The 18,621-nt window shown below is 57.5% G+C and carries 18 protein-coding genes and 3 tRNA genes; 11 read left to right on the top strand and 10 right to left on the bottom strand.

The genetic code is table 11. The annotated features are described in order from the left end of the window. Position 1 precedes the first annotated feature (1 nt). The gene (gene queG / locus SPE70_RS01850) at positions 2–1,141 is read left to right on the top strand and encodes a tRNA epoxyqueuosine(34) reductase QueG (RefSeq protein ID WP_008807198.1); all 1,140 of its coding nucleotides are present in this window, start codon (positions 2–4) and stop codon (positions 1,139–1,141) included. Positions 1,142–1,411: 270 nt separating this feature from the next. On the opposite strand, the gene SPE70_RS01845 is transcribed toward queG, so the two are convergent. From SPE70_RS01845 to SPE70_RS01835, 3 genes are all read right to left on the bottom strand, one after another. Beyond that, positions 1,412–1,487: transfer RNA gene (locus tag SPE70_RS01845), tRNA-Gly, on the bottom strand. Positions 1,488–1,559: 72 nt separating this feature from the next. Then, a tRNA-Gly gene (locus SPE70_RS01840) sits at positions 1,560–1,635 on the bottom strand. Between the two features lie 68 nt (positions 1,636–1,703). Further along, positions 1,704–1,779 (bottom strand) — tRNA-Gly (locus tag SPE70_RS01835). A 294-nt stretch (positions 1,780–2,073) separates the two neighbouring features. On the opposite strand from SPE70_RS01835, the gene SPE70_RS01830 reads away from it, so the two are divergent. Next, the gene (locus SPE70_RS01830; protein ID WP_032731766.1) at positions 2,074–2,805 is read left to right on the top strand and encodes a transporter substrate-binding domain-containing protein; all 732 of its coding nucleotides are present in this window, start codon (positions 2,074–2,076) and stop codon (positions 2,803–2,805) included. 40 nt (positions 2,806–2,845) lie between these two features. Here the strand turns inward: SPE70_RS01830 and orn are convergent, their stop codons facing one another. After that, on the bottom strand, positions 2,846–3,391 hold the full coding sequence (orn, locus tag SPE70_RS01825) for an oligoribonuclease (RefSeq protein ID WP_004206435.1): 546 nt from the start codon (positions 3,389–3,391) through the stop codon (positions 2,846–2,848). A 94-nt stretch (positions 3,392–3,485) separates the two neighbouring features. Between orn and rsgA the strand changes: the two genes are divergently transcribed. The 3 genes from rsgA (at position 3,486) to mscM (ending at position 9,024) form a co-directional block, all read left to right on the top strand. Further along, positions 3,486–4,547 (top strand): small ribosomal subunit biogenesis GTPase RsgA, encoded by a 1,062-nt coding sequence (rsgA, locus tag SPE70_RS01820; RefSeq protein ID WP_008807202.1) that lies wholly within the window; start codon positions 3,486–3,488, stop codon positions 4,545–4,547. Positions 4,548–4,707: 160 nt separating this feature from the next. Next, positions 4,708–5,670: an archaetidylserine decarboxylase gene (gene asd / locus SPE70_RS01815; protein ID WP_012969117.1), complete on the top strand. Its 963-nt coding sequence runs from the start codon at positions 4,708–4,710 to the stop codon at positions 5,668–5,670. A 24-nt stretch (positions 5,671–5,694) separates the two neighbouring features. Further along, on the top strand, positions 5,695–9,024 hold the full coding sequence (mscM, locus tag SPE70_RS01810) for a miniconductance mechanosensitive channel MscM (RefSeq protein WP_022064597.1): 3,330 nt from the start codon (positions 5,695–5,697) through the stop codon (positions 9,022–9,024). A 37-nt stretch (positions 9,025–9,061) separates the two neighbouring features. Here mscM and yjeM read toward each other — a convergent pair whose 3' ends face one another. Together yjeM and epmA are read right to left on the bottom strand one after the other, a co-directional pair. Next, positions 9,062–10,564 (bottom strand): glutamate/gamma-aminobutyrate family transporter YjeM, encoded by a 1,503-nt coding sequence (yjeM, locus tag SPE70_RS01805; protein ID WP_064170538.1) that lies wholly within the window; start codon positions 10,562–10,564, stop codon positions 9,062–9,064. A 188-nt stretch (positions 10,565–10,752) separates the two neighbouring features. Beyond that, positions 10,753–11,730, bottom strand: coding sequence for an elongation factor P--(R)-beta-lysine ligase (gene epmA / locus SPE70_RS01800; protein WP_008807206.1), 978 nt, complete (start codon positions 11,728–11,730; stop codon positions 10,753–10,755). A 275-nt stretch (positions 11,731–12,005) separates the two neighbouring features. On the opposite strand from epmA, the gene frdA reads away from it, so the two are divergent. The 5 genes from frdA to SPE70_RS01775 all read left to right on the top strand — a co-directional run bounded on the left by frdA (position 12,006) and on the right by SPE70_RS01775 (position 15,946). Then, entirely contained in the window at positions 12,006–13,796 is a 1,791-nt protein-coding gene (gene frdA, locus SPE70_RS01795) for a fumarate reductase (quinol) flavoprotein subunit (RefSeq protein WP_022064646.1), read from the top strand. Further along, positions 13,789–14,523, top strand: coding sequence for a fumarate reductase iron-sulfur protein (frdB, locus tag SPE70_RS01790; protein ID WP_004177729.1), 735 nt, complete (start codon positions 13,789–13,791; stop codon positions 14,521–14,523). Before frdA ends, frdB begins: the two co-directional genes overlap by 8 nt. A 10-nt stretch (positions 14,524–14,533) precedes the next feature. Further along, positions 14,534–14,929, top strand: coding sequence for a fumarate reductase subunit FrdC (gene frdC / locus SPE70_RS01785; protein ID WP_002885530.1), 396 nt, complete (start codon positions 14,534–14,536; stop codon positions 14,927–14,929). 10 nt (positions 14,930–14,939) lie between these two features. After that, positions 14,940–15,299: a fumarate reductase subunit FrdD gene (gene frdD, locus SPE70_RS01780; RefSeq protein ID WP_002885526.1), complete on the top strand. Its 360-nt coding sequence runs from the start codon at positions 14,940–14,942 to the stop codon at positions 15,297–15,299. A 113-nt stretch (positions 15,300–15,412) separates the two neighbouring features. Next, a complete protein-coding gene (locus tag SPE70_RS01775) occupies positions 15,413–15,946 on the top strand; it encodes a lipocalin family protein (protein ID WP_008807208.1) in 534 nt (177 codons plus the stop codon). Here the strand turns inward: SPE70_RS01775 and sugE are convergent. The 4 genes from sugE to efp form a co-directional block, all read right to left on the bottom strand. Then, the gene (sugE, locus tag SPE70_RS01770) at positions 15,943–16,260 is read right to left on the bottom strand and encodes a quaternary ammonium compound efflux SMR transporter SugE (protein WP_008807209.1); all 318 of its coding nucleotides are present in this window, start codon (positions 16,258–16,260) and stop codon (positions 15,943–15,945) included. The genes SPE70_RS01775 and sugE overlap by 4 nt on opposite strands. A 143-nt stretch (positions 16,261–16,403) precedes the next feature. Then, positions 16,404–16,550 carry a lipoprotein toxin entericidin B gene (gene ecnB, locus SPE70_RS01765; protein WP_004206423.1) on the bottom strand — a complete coding sequence of 49 codons (147 nt, stop codon included), beginning with the start codon at positions 16,548–16,550 and terminating at the stop codon, positions 16,404–16,406. 158 nt (positions 16,551–16,708) lie between these two features. Then, complete coding sequence (locus SPE70_RS01760; protein WP_002885511.1) at positions 16,709–16,840, bottom strand: entericidin A/B family lipoprotein; 132 nt, start codon at positions 16,838–16,840, stop codon at positions 16,709–16,711. Between the two features lie 73 nt (positions 16,841–16,913). After that, entirely contained in the window at positions 16,914–17,480 is a 567-nt protein-coding gene (gene efp / locus SPE70_RS01755; protein WP_002885506.1) for an elongation factor P, read from the bottom strand. A 41-nt stretch (positions 17,481–17,521) separates the two neighbouring features. Between efp and epmB the strand changes: the two genes are divergently transcribed. Beyond that, positions 17,522–18,550, top strand: coding sequence for an EF-P beta-lysylation protein EpmB (gene epmB / locus SPE70_RS01750; protein WP_008807210.1), 1,029 nt, complete (start codon positions 17,522–17,524; stop codon positions 18,548–18,550). Positions 18,551–18,621: the final 71 nt, after the last annotated feature.

Here is an 18,621-nt window from a genome sequence, read left to right as displayed (position 1 = left end):
CATGTCACAGCCCCTCGATCTCGTTCAGTTAGCGCAACAAATCAAACAGTGGGGCACAGAGCTCGGGTTCCAGCAGGTGGGTATCGCCGATACCGACCTCAGCGCTAGTGAACCCAAACTGCAGGCATGGCTGGATAAACAATACCACGGCGAAATGGAGTGGATGGCCCGTCACGGTATGATGCGCGCCCGTCCCCACGAACTGCTGCCCGGTACGTTACGCGTTATCAGCGTGCGGATGAACTATCTGCCCGCCAACGCCGCCTTTGCCCGCACCCTGAAAGATCCCGCACTGGGTTACGTCAGCCGTTATGCCCTCGGGCGTGATTATCATAAGCTGCTACGTAATCGCCTGAAAAAACTGGGGGAGAAGATTCAGGAACAGTGTGCTTCGCTCAATTTTAGACCTTTTGTCGATTCCGCGCCTATCCTGGAGCGGCCAATCGCAGAAAAAGCGGGCCTTGGCTGGACAGGTAAGCACTCACTTATCTTAAGCCGCGACGCGGGATCATTCTTTTTCCTCGGCGAACTGCTGATCGATCTGCCTCTACCGGTCGACAGCCCGGTTGCGGAGGAGTGCGGACGCTGCGTCGCCTGCATGACCATCTGCCCCACCGGCGCCATCGTTGAGCCCTACACCGTCGACGCCCGGCGCTGCATCTCCTATCTCACCATTGAACTGGAAGGCTCTATCCCGGAGGAGTTCCGTCCGCTTATCGGCAACCGTATTTACGGTTGTGATGATTGTCAGTTGATCTGTCCGTGGAACCGTTTCTCACAGCTCACCGATGAAGAGGATTTCAGTCCACGCAAAGCGTTGCATGCGCCACCGCTGGTGGAGCTGTTCGCCTGGAGCGAAGCGTGGTTTCTGAAGGTAACCGAAGGGTCGGCGATTCGTCGCATTGGCCACCTGCGCTGGCTGCGCAATATCGCCGTCGCGCTGGGCAATGCGCCCTGGGATGAAGCCCATCTTCGCGCGCTGGAGAGTCGCCGGGGTGAGCACCCGCTTCTCGACGAGCACATCGAATGGGCTATCGCTGAGCAAATAAACAAGCGGAACGCCGACGCCGTCGAAGTACAACTGCCGAAAAAATTACGTCTGGTCAGGGTAGTAGAGAAAGGCTTGCCGCGCGACGCCTGATTCATTCACAGGCTGTGAATAAAATCTAAAACACATTGCGTTTCAAGGCGCAGACCGAGGTCAAGTGATCGGATTAACATTTCGAAATGAAATTTAATTGTTAAATTTCAATGGTATATAAAGATACTATTTACAAAGCGAAGCATTTACGCCGTCAAAGACGGAACGACAACCTGTGGATAACTCTGTTCACAGTATTTCTGGATATCAAATGAAAATCATCCCCGGCGCTGGATTGCACTGTGGATAAATAAGAGATGGAAGAAAATTTGGAGCGGGAAACGAGACTCGAACTCGCGACCCCGACCTTGGCAAGGTCGTGCTCTACCAACTGAGCTATTCCCGCTTAATCATCGTCATTCAAGCTACCGTGTAGCAACCTGAATACTGCGACTGGTGTGGTATGTCTTTCAAATTTTGGAGCGGGAAACGAGACTCGAACTCGCGACCCCGACCTTGGCAAGGTCGTGCTCTACCAACTGAGCTATTCCCGCTTAATCTTCGGCTTTCGCCTCGCATCTGCGAGTTGAAACCCTGTGATCAGGATGGTGCTTTCAAATTTTGGAGCGGGAAACGAGACTCGAACTCGCGACCCCGACCTTGGCAAGGTCGTGCTCTACCAACTGAGCTATTCCCGCGTTACTGCTTTTTTTGCCATATTTTGATGGCGTCGTAATTTGCATTTCTGCGTCGTTACGGGAGGCGCATTATACGAGAATTCGATGCCCCTGCAACCCCCTGACGATCACTTTTTTGCGTTTTTTGTTTAAATGGACATTTTCTCGCCACCTACGCCGCTGAATTGTATAAATAAGCGTCATAACGGGCAAAATTGCTTTTTCCGCCCGGCTGAATGACGCAAAATCGCTCGCATCATAGTGCGGTGGCGCGACGTATAACGTGGCCACCACGACGCCAAACAGGGAATTAGCATGAGAAAAGTCCTCACCGTCCTGCTGCTGAGCACGCTGGCCATCGGAACCGCGTCAGCCGAGACGCTCCATTTTGGCACTACCACGGCCAATCCGCCGTTTGTCACCGCCAACGGCAAAAATCAGCCCGTCGGCTTCGATATCGATCTCGCTCACGCCCTGTGCCAGCAGATGCAGGCGCAGTGCCAGTTTACGGCGCAGCGTTTCGATACCCTGATCCCGGCATTGCGCTTTAAGAAGTTTGATGCGGTGATTGCCGGTATGGAAGTGATCCCAATGCGCGAGAAGCAGGTCGCCTTTAGCCGCCCCTATCGACAGGCCCTCTCCGGGGTGGTGATCGTCAATAAAGATGTCGCCCATACCTTTGCCGATCTGAAAGCCAAAAAAATCGGCGTGGTGAAAGGCACGCTGCACCAGCACTATCTGCGCAATAAGCAGAAGGCCGTGCAGGCGATCCCTTACGACGACGTCGCCAGCGCTTTAGCCGCGCTGAAAGCCGGCGAAATAACCGGCGTCATGAGCGACTTCGCCACCCTTGACGCCTGGCAACAAGAGAACCCTGACTACGCCATCATGGATGAGCGGGCCACCGACCCGGCTTATTACGGTAAGCAGTATGCGATTGCGGTGCGCAAAGACGATCCGGAGTTGCTGAATGCCATCAACGATGCCCTGACCGCAGTCATGGCGACGCCTGACTTCCAGCAGATGCAGCAAAAGTGGTTTAAATAATCAGAAAGATGTACCGGGCCGCACCAGGCCCGGTATTGGTTTACAGCTTAATGAAATGCTCGCGATAGTAGGCCAGCTCGGCAACCGACTCGCGGATATCGTCCATCGCCTGATGGGTGCCCTGCTTTTTAAAGCCGTCGAGAATTTCCGGCTTCCAGCGGCGAGCCAGCTCTTTCAGCGTGCTGACGTCCAGATAGCGGTAGTGGAAATAGGCTTCCAGTTGCGGCATGTACTTAAACAGGAAGCGACGATCCTGGCCGATGCTGTTGCCGCAGATCGGCGACTTGCCTGCCGGCACCCACTGCTTAAGAAACTCAATGGTCGCCAGTTCGGCATCGTGCTCGCTGACGGCGCTGGCCTTCACGCGATCCACCAGTCCGCTGCCGGTATGCGTCCGCACATTCCACTCGTCCATTAATGCCAGCTGAGCATCCGACTGATGCACGGCGATAGTCGGCCCTTCAGCCAAAATGTTCAGGTTGGCATCGGTCACCAGGGTGGCGATTTCGATAATGCGATCGCGCTCCGGATCCAGCCCTGTCATCTCAAGATCGATCCAAATGAGGTTGTTTTCATTTGCACTCATGCTATTTTCCACCCTTCTTGCGTGACTATATTCATCTAAAATAGCGTGTATCATAGAGGTTTTGCCCCATCAGGGCGACCAGGAGCCAGTTCGATTGAGTAAAAATAAACTCTCCAAAGGCCAGCAGCGCCGCGTCAACGCCAACCACCAGCGCCGCCTGAAAACCACTGCGGAGAAGGCCGACTACGATGACAACCTGTTTGGCGAAACGTCGGAAGGCATTGTCATCAGTCGCTTTGGTATGCATGCCGACGTCGAATCCGCTGACGGTAGCGTCCATCGCTGCAACATTCGCCGGACAATCCGTTCGCTGGTCACCGGCGACCGCGTGGTCTGGCGGCCGGGTAAAGACGCCGCCGACGGCGTAAACGTCAAAGGGATCGTCGAAGCGGTGCACGAGCGCGCCTCCGTCCTGACGCGTCCGGATTTTTACGACGGCGTGAAGCCTATCGCCGCCAATATCGATCAGATCGTGGTGGTTTCCGCGATCCTGCCTGAACTGTCGCTGAATATTATCGATCGCTATCTGGTGGCCTGCGAGGCGCAGGATATCGAGCCGTTGATCGTCCTGAATAAAATCGATCTGCTGGATGACGATGGCCTGCGCTTCGTCAATGAGCAAATGGACATCTACCGCAATATCGGCTACCGCGTGCTCATGGTCTCCAGCCGGACTCAGGACGGTCTCAAGCCGCTGGAAGCGGCCCTGACCGACCGCATCAGCATTTTCGCCGGGCAGTCCGGGGTCGGTAAATCGAGTCTGCTGAATGCCCTGCTGGGGCTGAATGAGGATCAAATCCTCACCAATGATGTCTCGGACGTTTCCGGCTTAGGCCAGCACACCACCACCGCGGCGCGCCTCTACCACTTCCCGCACGGCGGCGATGTGATTGATTCGCCGGGCGTTCGTGAATTTGGCCTCTGGCATCTGGAAGCGGAACAAATCACCCATGGCTTTGTCGAATTCCATGATTATTTAGGCCATTGCAAATACCGCGACTGTAAACACGATAACGATCCTGGCTGTGCGCTTCGCGAAGCGGTAGAGAACGGCAAGATCGCCGAAAGCCGTTTTGAGAACTACCACCGCATCCTCGAAAGCATGGAGCAGGTACAGGTAAAAACGCGTAAAAACTTTTCCTCGTCCGATGACTGATCATTAAGCTGAGCATCACGTCAGGCTCTGCCAGGACGCGGTCAAACTGCGACTAACGCGGATGCCATTTGGCGAGGTTTACGTATAGAATCGTCCCCTTTTTTCAGGACCCCGCCCGCGGGCGGGGTCAGGAACGACATATCATGGCCTGGAGGCTACTTTGTTAAACGATCTTAAACTTTCACTGCAATACATTCTGCCTAAACTGTGGCTCACCCGCCTCGCAGGCTGGGGTGCGAGCAAACGCGCAGGTTGGTTGACGAAACTGGTCATCGATCTGTTCGTGAAATACTACAAGGTCGATATGAAAGAGGCGCAGAAGCCGGATACCGCGGCTTATCGCACCTTCAACGATTTCTTTGTGCGTCCGCTGCGCGACGACGTTCGCCCGCTGAATACCGATCCCAACGTGCTGGTGATGCCGGCAGACGGCGTGATCAGCCAGCTTGGCGCCATTGAAGACGATAAAATCCTGCAGGCCAAAGGTCATGACTACAGCCTGGAAGCCCTGCTGGCCGGCAACTATCAAATGGCCGACCTGTTCCGTAACGGCAGCTTCGCCACCACCTATCTGTCGCCGCGCGACTATCACCGCGTGCACATGCCGTGCAACGGCATCCTGCGCGAAATGATCTACGTCCCTGGCGACCTGTTCTCGGTTAACCATCTGACGGCGCAGAATGTGCCTAACCTGTTCGCCCGTAACGAGCGCGTCATCTGCCTGTTTGATACTGAGTTTGGCCCAATGGCGCAAATTCTGGTGGGCGCGACTATCGTCGGCAGCATCGAGACCGTGTGGTCCGGCACCGTGACCCCGCCGCGCGAAGGCATTATTAAACGCTGGACCTGGCCCGCTGGCGACAGCGAAGGCTCCGTCGCCCTGCTGAAAGGCCAGGAGATGGGCCGCTTCAAACTGGGTTCCACCGTGATCAACCTGTTTGCCCCGGGCCAGGTGAAGCTGGTCGACTCGCTGCAAAGCCTGTCCGTGACTAAAATCGGCCAACCGCTGGCGACCGCCGTGGAAGCCAGCACCGCTGCTGAACCCGCGCCGTTACCGGAAGAAGAGATCCGCGCCGAACACCGCGCCAGCCCGCTGGTTGACGATACACAAGACCAAGGTTAATTCTTCAGCAAAAAGGGTTATGCCGTGCGCCTGATATACACTTTCCTGTTGGCCTTGAGCCTCAGTTTCGGGGCGTACGCTGCGACAGCCCCGGATGCTAAACAGATAACCCAGGAACTGGAACAGGCGAAGGCGGCAAAGCCCGCCCAGCCTGAAACCGTTGAAGTTCTGCAGTCCGCGCTGAACGCGCTTGAGGAGCAAAAATCGTCCCTCGAGCGCGCCCGTCAGTATCAGGACGTTATCGATAATTTCCCCAAACTGTTTCAAAGCCTGCGCTCCCAGCTCAACAATCTGAGCGAAGAACCGCGCCAGGTGCCAACCGGCCTGACCGCCGATGCGCTGAACCAGGAGATCCTGCAGGTCAGCAGCCAGCTGCTGGAATCGAGCCGCCAGGCGCAGCAGGAGCAGGATCGCGCGCGTGAAATCGCCGACTCCCTGAACCAGCTGCCGCAACAGCAAACCGATGCCCGTCGTCAGCTCAATGAGGTTGAGCGCCGCATCGGCACGCAAACCGGCAACAATGCTCTCGCCCAGGCGCAAAATCTTGCCCTGCAGGCGGAATCGGCGCGCCTGAAGGCGCTGGTGGATGAACTCGACCTCGCCCAGCTTTCCGCCAACAACCGCCAGGAGCTGTCGCGCGCCCGTTCCGAGCTGGCGCAAAAGCAGAGCGAACAACTGGATGCCTATCTGCAGGCGCTGCGCAATTTACAGAACAGCCAGCGCCAGCGGGAGGCGGAAAAGGCGCTGGAGAGCACCGAACTGCTGGCGGAGAACAGTGAAAACCTGCCGCCGGACATCACCGCGCAGTTCAAGGTCAACCGGGAGCTCTCCCAGGCGCTGAACCAGCAGGCGCAGCGCATGGATCTGGTGGCCTCCCAGCAGCGGCAGGCGACGAATCAAACGCTGCAGGTGCGCCAGGCGTTAAACACCCTGCGCGAGCAATCGCAGTGGCTGGGCTCTTCCAACCTGCTGGGTGAAGCCTTACGCGCCCAGGTGGCGCGACTGCCGGAACGCCCTCGCCCACAGCAGCTGGATACGGAAATGGCACAGTTGCGCGTGCAGCGTCTGCGCTTTGAAGATTTACTCAGTAAGCAACCACAGCTGCGGCAGATCCGTCAGGCCGACGGCCAACCGCTGACCAGCGAGCAGAACAAGATCCTGCAGGCGCAGCTGCGCACGCAGAACGAGCTGCTGAACTCGCTGCTGCGCGGCGGCGATACTCTGATGCTGGAGCTCACTAAGCTGAAGGTCGCCAACGGCCAGCTGGAAGACGCGCTGAAAGAGATCAACGAAGCGACCCACCGCTATCTGTTCTGGACTTCGGACGTCAGCCCCATCGGCTTCTCCTGGCCGCTGGAGATTGTCCAGGATCTACGGCGTCTGATCTCCCTGGATACCATCAGCGAGCTGGGCAAAGCCAGCGCGATGATGCTCACCAGCAAAGAGACCTTGCTGCCGCTGTTTGCCGCCCTGCTGCTGGTTGGCTTTAGCATCAGCTCCCGACGCCATTTCACCCGCTTCCTTGAGCGCTCCAGCGCCCGGGTGGGGAAAGTCACCCAGGATCACTTCTGGCTGACGCTGCGCACGGTCTTCTGGTCGATACTGGTGGCCTCGCCGCTGCCGGTGTTGTGGATGACGCTCGGCTATGGCCTGCAGTCCGCCTGGCCCTTCCCGCTGGCGGTGGCGATAGGCGATGGGGTCACGGCGACCGTGCCTTTGCTGTGGGTGGTGATGATCTGCGCCACCTTCGCCCGGCCAAACGGGCTGTTTATCGCCCACTTCGGCTGGCCGCGTAACCGCGTGGCGAAAGCGATGCGCTACTACCTGATGAGCATCGGGCTGATTGTGCCGCTGATTATGGCGCTGATCATGTTTGATAATCTTAACGACCGCGAGTTCTCCGCTTCGCTGGGCCGCCTGTGCTTCCTGTTGATCTGCGGCGCGCTGGCGGTGGTTACCCTGAGCCTTAAGCACGCCGGTATTCCGCTCTATCTGGATAAAGAGGGGAATGGCGACAATATGGTGAACCGCCTGCTGTGGAACCTGATGCTTGGCGCCCCGCTGGTGGCCATGCTGGCGGCCGCCGTCGGCTACCTCGCCACCGCCCAGGCGCTGCTTGCGCGTCTGGAAACCTCGGTCGCCATCTGGTTCCTGCTGCTGGTGGTCTATCACATCATCCGCCGCTGGATGCTGATCCAGCGCCGCCGGCTGGCCTTCGACCGGGCCCGCCACCGTCGCGCGGAAATTCTCGCCCAGCGCGCCCGCGGCGAAGATGAGCCCGTTCACGTCAGCAGTCCGGAGGGGTCGGTGGAGACGGAGGTCAGCGAGGTCGATCTCGATGCCATCAGTACCCAGTCGCTGCGGCTTGTGCGTTCCCTGCTGATGCTGATCGCGCTGCTGTCGGTCATCGTGCTGTGGTCGGAAATTCACTCGGCGTTTGGCTTCCTTGAGAATATCTCGCTGTGGGACGTGACCTCGACGGTACAAGGGGTGGAAAGCCTTGAGCCGATCACGCTTGGCGCGGTGTTGATTGCCATTCTGGTGCTGATCATCACCACTCAGCTGGTGCGCAACCTGCCCGCGCTGCTGGAGCTGGCGATCCTCCAGCATCTCGATTTAACGCCCGGCACCGGCTACGCCATCACCACCATCACCAAATATCTGCTGATGCTCGTCGGCGGGCTGGTGGGCTTCTCGATGATCGGTATTGAGTGGTCGAAGCTGCAGTGGCTGGTCGCCGCGCTGGGTGTGGGTCTCGGGTTTGGCCTGCAGGAGATCTTCGCCAACTTTATCTCCGGCCTGATTATCCTGTTTGAGAAGCCGATCCGCATCGGCGATACAGTCACCATTCGCGACCTGACGGGCAGCGTCACCCGCATTAATACCCGTGCAACCACCATCAGTGACTGGGACCGGAAAGAGATTATCGTGCCGAACAAGGCCTTCATCACCGAACAGTTTATCAACTGGTCGCTGTCGGACTCAGTCACCCGCGTGGTGCTGACGGTGCCGGCCCCCGTGGACGCCGATACCGACGAGGTCACGAAAATTCTCATTGCCGCGGCGCATCGCTGCTCTCTGGTCATCGATACCCCGGCGCCGGAGGCGTTTCTCGTCGACCTGCAGCAGGGGATCCAGATTTTCGAGCTGCGTATTTTTGCCGCGGAGATGGGGCATCGCATGCCGCTGCGCCATGAGATGCATCAGCTGATCCTGGCGGGCTTCCGCGAACATGGCATTGATATGCCGTTCCCTCCGTTCCAGATGCGTTTGGAAAGTATCGACGGCAGGCAAAGCAGTAAAACCATGACCTCGGCCGGAAAAACCAGCCGCCGTACGGCTGGTAGCCTGTAAACCATCCCCTGCCCGGCTGCACCGCCGGGCAGGTTCTTTAACTCTCCATCACCAGCGCGCCGGACGCCATGCGCCGACGGTAGCTTTCGTAGATCCCCTGCGCCAGCAGTGAGAAGAAGATCGGTCCACCGACCATCCACAGGGTACTGTTCCAGTCCCCGCTGTCGATGACGGGTTGGATAATGGTGAAGATATTGGCGAAAGTCACCACCAGCAACACCACGCCGGTCGCCAGCAGCGTCGACGAACGGTTTTTGAAAATCACGAACGGTCGGTCAAGATGCGTTTTCGCCTTGAAGAACGGGAAGGCGATGGTCAGGAATAGATAGGGCAAGGTCATGGAGACATTGGCCATCAGCGTCAGCTTGTTATAAAACGCGGAAGCGCTATCCCCACCGAACGATACCAGTACGATAAACACCCCGACCAGCAGACACTGCAGCCACATCGCCGCGGCGGGCATGCCGTTGACGTTGAGACGGGTCATCACCGACGGCCAGAGCGCTTTTGGCGTGCCCTGGATAATCGCTTTCAGGGGAGAATAGCTGAGGGTGAAGAACGCGCCGGTGTAAGCGAGAAACATCGACAGGCCCGTAATACGGGCGAACCAGACTCCGGTCAGGGCCGCCGACTCTGGCGTCAGGTGCAGAGCCTGGCCGAGCGTCGTCCCAAGGCTGGTCATCAGCACATAGGTGATGTTGCCGAGGTTGGTCGAACGCGCGCCAAGCACCTGCTGCCAGTTGGCGCTCACGCCCCACAGCACAATCGCCAGCGAGTAACCGACCGAGATAACGATCGCCGCGATGATAATCCCTTTGGCAAAGTTCTTTTCCGGCTTATCAGTCTTATCCACTAAGCCGCCGACCGCCTCAATTCCGCCATAGGCAAAGATGGCAAATACCACAAACGACAGCATCGCCATGCCCGACTGATACCCGGGATTAGGTGAAAAGGTGAAGTTTAACGGTTGGGCGAAATGGCCGCCGTTGAGCAGGAGGATCGCCCCGCTCACCAGCAGTAGCACCAGGTTAAGCCCCATCACCGCGATGCCGCCGACGGCGGTGATTTTGGCGATTTTATTGATCCCTTTGACGGCAATAAAGGTCACGACACCCATCCAGCAGGCTGCCAGAATGCCCACCGTCTGCGTCGGGGTCAGGCTAGCCAGCGCCCAGGTCTGGGTTTTGTCCGCGCCAAACAAAAAGGTGGATAACGGCACCCAAATTTTAGCCGCCGTACTCACCATCCACACCACGTACGACGCAAACCACATAAAGGTGCCGATGAAAGCAAAGCGCGGCCCGACGCTGTGGTTCATCCAGGAATAGATCCCGCCCTCTTCGCGACGATAAGCCGAGCCCATCTCCGCCATCATCAGCGCGAACGGAATAAAGAAAAAGAGGGCGGAAAAAAGATAAAACGGCATCGCACTGTAGCCCATCAGATAAAACGCCGACGGGCTGTTGGCAAAGCCAAACACCGAAGTGAAGATCATCAGAATCAGCCCAATCAGGCTCATCTTCTTGAATTGTTGATGCATAAATCTATCCAAACGAGGGCATCACCCAACAGGCAACGCCTGGCCTCAAAAAATGAGCGCGGATAGTAGCAAAAGCACGGAAGGAGATTGTGGGTATTCGGGCGAAAACCGGGATAGCGTGAGGGAGGATCGGTCAGGGCGGGTCTGTCACCTCCCCCGCTCTCAGGCGGCAGGAGGTGACAGCGCCATCAGGCGCGGTCGACCGTAAAGGCGATCACCTCGCCGATGCTTTCGGCACCCAGCGCCAGCATCACCACACGGTCAACGCCCAGCGCCACGCCGGAGCAGTCCGGCAGGCCCGCCTCTAGTGCCGCCAGCAGGTTGTTATCGATAGGCTGCTGCGGAAGGCCGCGCGCGGCGCGTTTGCGGTTGTCCTGCTCGAATCGCAGACGCTGTTCGCGGGCATCGGTCAGCTCGTGGAAACCATTCGCCAGCTCAATACCTTTGTAGTAAACCTCGAAGCGCTCAGCGACCCGATGATCTTCCGGGCTGATCTGCGCTAACGAGGCCTGGGTGGCCGGGAAATGATAGATAAACGTCGGCCGATCTTTACCGATGTGCGGCTCCACGCCCATGGTGAACAACAGTTGCAGCAGCGTGTCGCGATCTTCTTCAGTATCGGCGATATTGCTTAAATCCAGCTTCGCCGCGACTTCACGCAACTGCGTTTTATCAGCAGAGAGCGGATCAATATCCAGATGACGCTGGAACGCCTGCTGATAGGAGAGGCTTTCCGCTGGCTGACACTCCAGAACCTGCTGCAGCAGGTCGTCCACCTCGTTGATCAGGCGATACATGTCATAGCACGGACGATACCACTCCAGCATGGTGAATTCCGGGTTGTGATGCCGGCCCATCTCTTCATTACGAAAGCTGCGACACAACTGGAAAACCGGACCGCAGCCCGCCGCCAGCAGGCGCTTCATATGGTATTCCGGACTGGTCATCAGGTACAAATTGAGTCCCTGTGAATGGCCCGGGCCGACGAAACGGGTTTCGAACGGGAACAAATGAATATCCGTTACCGTCGCCTGACTCATGCAAGGCGTCTCCACCTCCAGCACGCCGCGATCGGTAAAGAAACGGCGGATTTCCGCCATCACCGCCGCGCGTTTCAACAGATTGGGAATGGGTGCGCTCGGCTGCCAGGTTGCCGTCTCGCTCATGGTACTTTCTCCGATTGCAAATTAAGGGCACGAAGTCTACTCGCAACCGGCGAGTGAAACAAATTTTGTGCAATCCCCGGCAGATTACATGCCATTAATCTATCGTTAACCTGAATGCATAAATATCACTGATAAATAACCGCACATATCGATAAAAAAATCGAACACGTCAATTTTCCTTACTGACCCTACGGCTATACTCCTGTACCTATAAAGGAGCAGTGATACTTTTTCGCCAGCCCGGCGGCGAAATACACTAAAACTGGAGGAATGTCGTGCAAACTTTTCAAGCCGATCTCGCCGTAATTGGTGCTGGCGGAGCAGGCCTACGCGCCGCTATCGCCGCCGCCCAGGCCAACCCCAATGCCAAAATCGCCCTGATTTCTAAAGTCTATCCGATGCGCAGCCATACGGTCGCTGCAGAAGGGGGGTCCGCAGCCGTTGCCCAGGATCACGATAGCTTTGAGTATCATTTTCACGACACCGTCGCCGGAGGCGACTGGCTGTGCGAGCAGGATGTCGTCGACTATTTCGTTCATCACTGCCCAACGGAAATGACCCAGCTGGAACAGTGGGGATGCCCGTGGAGCCGCCGCCCCGACGGCAGCGTCAACGTCCGGCGCTTCGGTGGGATGAAAATCGAACGCACCTGGTTTGCCGCCGATAAAACCGGCTTCCACATGCTGCATACTCTCTTCCAGACCTCCCTTCAGTTTCCCCAAATTCAGCGCTTTGATGAACATTTCGTCCTTGACCTGCTGGTCGATGACGGGCAGGCCCGCGGCCTGGTAGCGATGAATATGATGGAAGGCACCCTGGTGCAGATCCGCGCTAACGCGGTCGTGCTGGCTACCGGCGGCGCCGGGCGCGTCTATCGTTACAACACCAACGGCGGCATCGTTACTGGTGATGGTATGGGTATGGCGCTGGGCCATGGCGTGCCGCTGCGCGATATGGAATTTGTTCAGTATCACCCGACCGGCCTGCCGGGCTCCGGGATCCTGATGACCGAAGGCTGCCGCGGTGAAGGCGGGATTCTGGTCAACAAAAACGGCTATCGCTACCTGCAGGATTACGGCATGGGCCCGGAAACCCCGCTCGGCGAACCGAAGAACAAATATATGGAGCTGGGTCCACGCGACAAAGTGTCCCAGGCCTTCTGGCACGAATGGCGGAAAGGGAACACCATCCCGACGCCGCGCGGTGACGTGGTCTATCTCGATCTCCGCCACCTCGGCGAGAAAAAGCTGCTGGAGCGCCTGCCGTTTATCTGTGAGCTGGCGAAAGCCTATGTCGGCGTCGATCCGGTGAAAGAGCCGATCCCGGTGCGCCCGACCGCGCACTACACCATGGGCGGTATTGAAACCGATCAGCAGTGCGAAACCCGGATCAAAGGGCTGTTTGCCGTGGGCGAATGCTCGTCCGTCGGTCTGCACGGCGCCAACCGTCTGGGTTCCAACTCGCTGGCCGAGCTGGTGGTCTTCGGCCGCCTGGCCGGGGAACAGGCCATGCAGCGCGCCGCACAGACGACTGAGGCAAATAGCGCCGCACTGGATGCACAGGCCGCCGATGTAGAGCAACGGCTGAAAAATCTCGTTAACCAGCAAGGTAACGAAAACTGGGCGAAAATTCGCGATGAAATGGGGCTGTCGATGGAGGAAGGCTGCGGCATCTACCGTACGCCGGAGCTGATGCAGAAAACTATCGATAAGCTGGCTGAGCTGCAGGAGCGCTTCAAGCGCGTGCGCATTACCGACAACTCCAGCGTGTTCAACACCGACCTGCTGTACACCATTGAACTGGGACACGGCCTGAACGTTGCCGAATGTATGGCGCACTCGGCCATCGCCCGAAAAGAATCGCGCGGTGCGCACCAGCGTCTGGATGAGGGCTGTACCGAGCGCGACGACGTCAACTTCCTCAAGCACACCCTCGCCTTCCGCGAGGCCGATGGCACCACCCGTCTGGAATATGGCGACGTGAAGATCACCACGCTGCCACCGGCAAAACGTGTCTATGGCGCCGAAGCGGAAGCGGCTGAGAAGAAGGAGACCACCCATGGCTGAGATGAAAAACCTGAAAGTCGAAGTGGTGCGCTACAACCCGGAGGTCGACACCGCACCGCATAGCGCATTCTATGACGTGCCCTATGATGAGCAGACCTCGCTGCTGGACGCCCTGGGCTACATCAAAGACAACCTGGCGCCAGACCTGAGCTACCGCTGGTCCTGCCGGATGGCGATCTGCGGCTCCTGCGGCATGATGGTCAACAAAGTGCCGAAGCTGGCCTGCAAAACGTTCCTGCGCGATTACACCAAAGGCATCAAAGTTGAGGCGCTGGCCAACTTCCCGATCGAACGCGATCTGGTGGTGGATATGACCCACTTTATCGAAAGTCTGGAGGCCATTAAGCCGTATATCATCGGCAATAACCGCACGCCGGACCAGGGGCCAAACAAGCAGACGCCAGCCCAGATGGCCAAATACCATCAGTTCTCCGGCTGCATCAACTGCGGGCTGTGCTATGCCGCCTGCCCGCAGTTCGGCCTGAATCCGGAATTTATCGGCCCGGCGGCGATCACCCTCGCCCACCGCTACAACGAAGACAGCCGCGACCACGGCAAAAAGGAACGTATGGCGCAGCTTAACGGCCAGAACGGCGTCTGGACCTGTACTTTCGTGGGCTACTGCTCGGAAGTGTGTCCGAAGCACGTCGACCCGGCGGCCGCGATCCAGCAGGGCAAGGTGGAAAGCTCGAAAGACTTTCTTATCGCCACCCTGAAACCACGCTAAGGAGTGCATTATGACGACGAAACGCAAACCCTACGTGCGGCCAATGACCTCCACCTGGTGGAAAAAGCTGCCGTTTTATCGCTTCTACATGGTGCGGGAAGGGACAGCGGTACCGACAGTATGGTTTAGCATTGTGCTGATTTACGGGCTGTTTGCCCTCAAGCACGGCGCCGAAAGCTGGGCGGGATATATCGGATTCCTGCAAAACCCGGTGGTGGTGATCCTCAATCTGATTACCCTGGCGGCGGCGCTGCTGCACACCAAAACCTGGTTTGAGCTGGCGCCGAAAGCCGCCAACGTCATCATCAAAGGCGAAAAAATGGGGCCAGAGCCGGTCATTAAAGGGCTCTGGGTGGTAACGGCGGTGGTCACTGTGGTGATCCTGTTTGTGGCCCTGTTCTGGTAAGGAGGCTGAGATGATTAATCCCAATCCGAAACGTTCCGATGAACCCGTATTCTGGGGGCTGTTTGGCGCAGGCGGCATGTGGGGCGCGATCGTCGCGCCGGTGATGGTGCTGCTGGTCGGCATCTTGCTGCCGCTGGGGCTCGCCCCGGCAGACGCCTTCAGCTATGAGCGCGTGCTGGCTTTTGCCCAAAGCTTTATCGGCCGCGCATTCATCTTTCTGATGATTGTTCTGCCGCTGTGGTGCGGTCTACACCGTATTCACCACGCCATGCACGACCTGAAAATCCATGTACCCAACGGTAAGTGGGTCTTCTACGGCCTGGCGGCAATCCTCAGCGTCATCACCCTCGTTGGCGTACTGTTTATCTGATCCTGCAAGAGCCCGGTCGCATTTCTGCTACCGGGCTCGCTTCATGTAAAAATCTTGCCGCCTTTTCCCTGCTGGACTCTACACTTAGCTTAAAAGCCAGCAAGGAGCATGCCATGCGTATCCTGCCGATAATCACCGCGATTGCCGTCTCGTTCCTGTCTGTCGCCTGCAGCACGCCCACCCCACCGCCGGGCGTCACCGTGGTCAGTCCCTTCGACGTTCAGCGCTATCTGGGTACCTGGTATGAAATCGCCCGCTTTGACCACCCTTTTGAAAGCGGGCTGGAAAAGGTCACGATCGCCTGGCACCCACGCGATGACGGCGGCCTGGACGTGGTCAATAAAGGCTATAACCCCGACCGCGGTATGTGGCAGAAAACGGATGGAGTGGCGTACTTTACCGGCGAGCCCAGCCGCGCCGCGCTGAAGATCTCCTTCTTCGGCCCTTTCTACGGCAGCTATAACGTCATTGCCCTGGATAAAGAGTATCGTTACGCGCTGGTCTGCGGACCCGATCGCGACTATCTCTGGTTACTGGCGCGGGCACCCACCATCGCTCCGGAGGTCAGGCAGCAGATGCTGGATATTGCTACCCGGCAGGGCTTTGATGTCAGCAAACTGATCTGGGTCAATCAGCGCTACAACTAGTGCGCGCTAATCTTCAGGCCAATGATGCCGACCACGATGCAGGCGAGACTGGCGATACGCATAGCGCTGGCGGATTCACCCAACAGCACAATACCGGTCACGGCGGCGCCCACAGCGCCGATTCCGGTCCAGACGGCGTAAGCAGTTCCCACCGGCAGGGTTTTCATCGCCCACGAAAGCAGCGCCATGCTGACGACCATCGCCACGATGGTGATGACGCTGGGAACCAGCCGGCTAAAGCCATGGGTATATTTCAGGCCGACGGCCCATACCACTTCCAGCAGACCAGCGATAAATAAGACTATCCAGGACATAAGGCTCCTTTGCTGGGGCCGTCCCCGGATGAGAAACGCTTACGGGTCGTCCCGTAAGGTGGATGAAAAGTCGCAGTGAGTATATCCAACAGGATGGGGGAAGTGAAGAACGGTACGGCGTAAAACCGTACCGTCGACGGCGTTTATTGCTGAGCTTTGGTTGCCGCGCCAGAGATTGCGCTGCCGCCTTCTGAAATATCCTGACCCACTCCGCGCGTAGTGTTACAAGCAGTCAGTGCTGAAGAGAGGACCAAAACCGTAAAGAACGCTGCAATCGTTTTTTTCACCATAATGTCATCCTTAGTGTCAGTTTTGTTTTCATGCCCTATAAGCATAGACAAACCGTCCACAGATGAAGGGATCTTTGCGATTTTTAAGAGAAAAGGAATATTCGTGGAGGAAGCTGGCGCGCCAGGAGGCAACCGCCACTAGCAAAACGGAAGGAAATTTAGCTCACGGCGTGAGAGATGGCGTGGCCCAGGCCCTGAATATCTTCACCCACTCCGCGGGCGGTGTTGCAGCCAGCCAGTAACGCGCTGCTCAGAAACAGTAACACCAGAAGTTTTACGCTGCGCTTCATGTCTCGTGTTCGTCGTACCTGTGCGTAAAGAGCGGCGCAGCACGGAGGCTGCGCCAGTCATCATGACGCGAAATTATTTCACGCGGGATACGTATTCGCCAGAGCGAGTATCCACTTTGATCACTTCGCCAATCTGGACGAACAGCGGAACTTTAACCACGGCGCCAGTAGACAGGGTCGCTGGTTTACCGCCAGTACCCGCGGTGTCGCCTTTCAGACCTGGATCGGTTTCAATGATTTCCAGCTCAACGAAGTTCGGCGGGGTGACCGCGATCGGCTGGCCGTTCCACAGGGTCACGATGCACTCAGCCTGATCCAGCAGCCATTTAGCGTTGTCACCGATCGCTTTCGCGTCAGCAGACAGCTGTTCGAAAGTTTCGTTGTTCATGAAGTGCCAGAACTCACCGTCGTTGTACAGGTAAGTCAGGTTCATATCGACAACGTCCGCGCCTTCTGCCGAATCGGTAGATTTGAAGGTTTTCTCAACACGGGTGCCAGTCAGCAGGCGGCGCAGTTTAACGCGCGCAAACGCCTGGCCTTTACCTGGTTTAACGAATTCGCTGGCTTCTACCGCATAAGGTTCGCCATCTAACATGATTTTAAGACCAGCACGAAAATCGTTGCTATAGTAAGTCGCCATAAGGCCCTCTGAAATTGTTTAACTGGTAGCTAAGCCACAAAATGGCGCATATTGTAACCCTAAATACCCCATCCAGAGAAGATTGGATAACGCAACTTGCCAATGTTGTGACCAGTCCTGATGAACTGCTGCGTCTTTTAAATGTAGACGCTGATGAAAAACTGCTGGCCGGACGCGAGGCCAGACGCCTGTTCCCGCTGCGCGTCCCGCGCGCGTTTATCGCCCGCATGGAGAAAGGCAACCCTAACGATCCGCTGCTTCGTCAGGTACTTACCGCCGAGGAAGAGTTTATCGTCGCCCCCGGATACTCCACCGATCCGCTGGAAGAACAGCACAGCGTGGTGCCCGGCTTGTTGCACAAATATCACAACCGGGCACTGCTGCTGGTGAAAGGCGGTTGTGCGGTAAATTGTCGTTACTGCTTCCGCCGCCACTTCCCATACGCCGAAAATCAGGGCACCAGGCGCAACTGGCAGACGGCGATGGACTACATCGCAGCGCATCCGCAGCTTGATGAAATCATCTTCTCCGGCGGCGACCCGCTGATGGCAAAGGACCATGAGCTTGACTGGCTGATGACCCAGCTGGAAGCTATTCCGCACGTTAAGCGTCTGCGTATTCACAGCCGCCTGCCAATTGTGATCCCGGCGCGCATCACCGAGACGCTGGCCAGCCGCTTCCAGCGTTCGTCGCTGCAGGTAATCCTGGTTAACCACGTCAACCACGCCAATGAAATTGACGATGAGTTCCGCGCGGCGATGGCCATGCTGCGTCAGGCGGGCGTCACGTTGCTCAACCAGAGCGTGCTGCTGCGCGGGGTGAACGACAACGCGCAAACCCTGGCCGACCTCAGCAATGCGCTGTTTGACGCCGGGGTAATGCCCTACTACCTGCACGTGCTGGATCGGGTACAAGGGGCGGCGCACTTCATGGTTAGCGATGATGAAGCCCGTGAAATCATGCGTGAACTATTGACCCTCATCTCCGGCTACATGGTGCCGAAGCTGGCGCGCGAGATCGGCGGGGAACCCAGCAAGACGCCGCTGGATTTAGGGCTGAAGCAGCGATAAACGTCAGATTCACTTGTCTGCCAGGACGCTCTGGCAGACAAACCATGTGAAGCCATTTCTTGCCAGAGGAT

It is taken from the genome of Klebsiella sp. ZJOU C1, assembly GCF_035620215.1.
GTDB lineage: Bacteria > Pseudomonadota > Gammaproteobacteria > Enterobacterales > Enterobacteriaceae > Klebsiella > Klebsiella variicola.
Note: the sequence above shows the minus strand (reverse complement) of the source record. Positions and strands in the feature narration are given on the sequence as shown.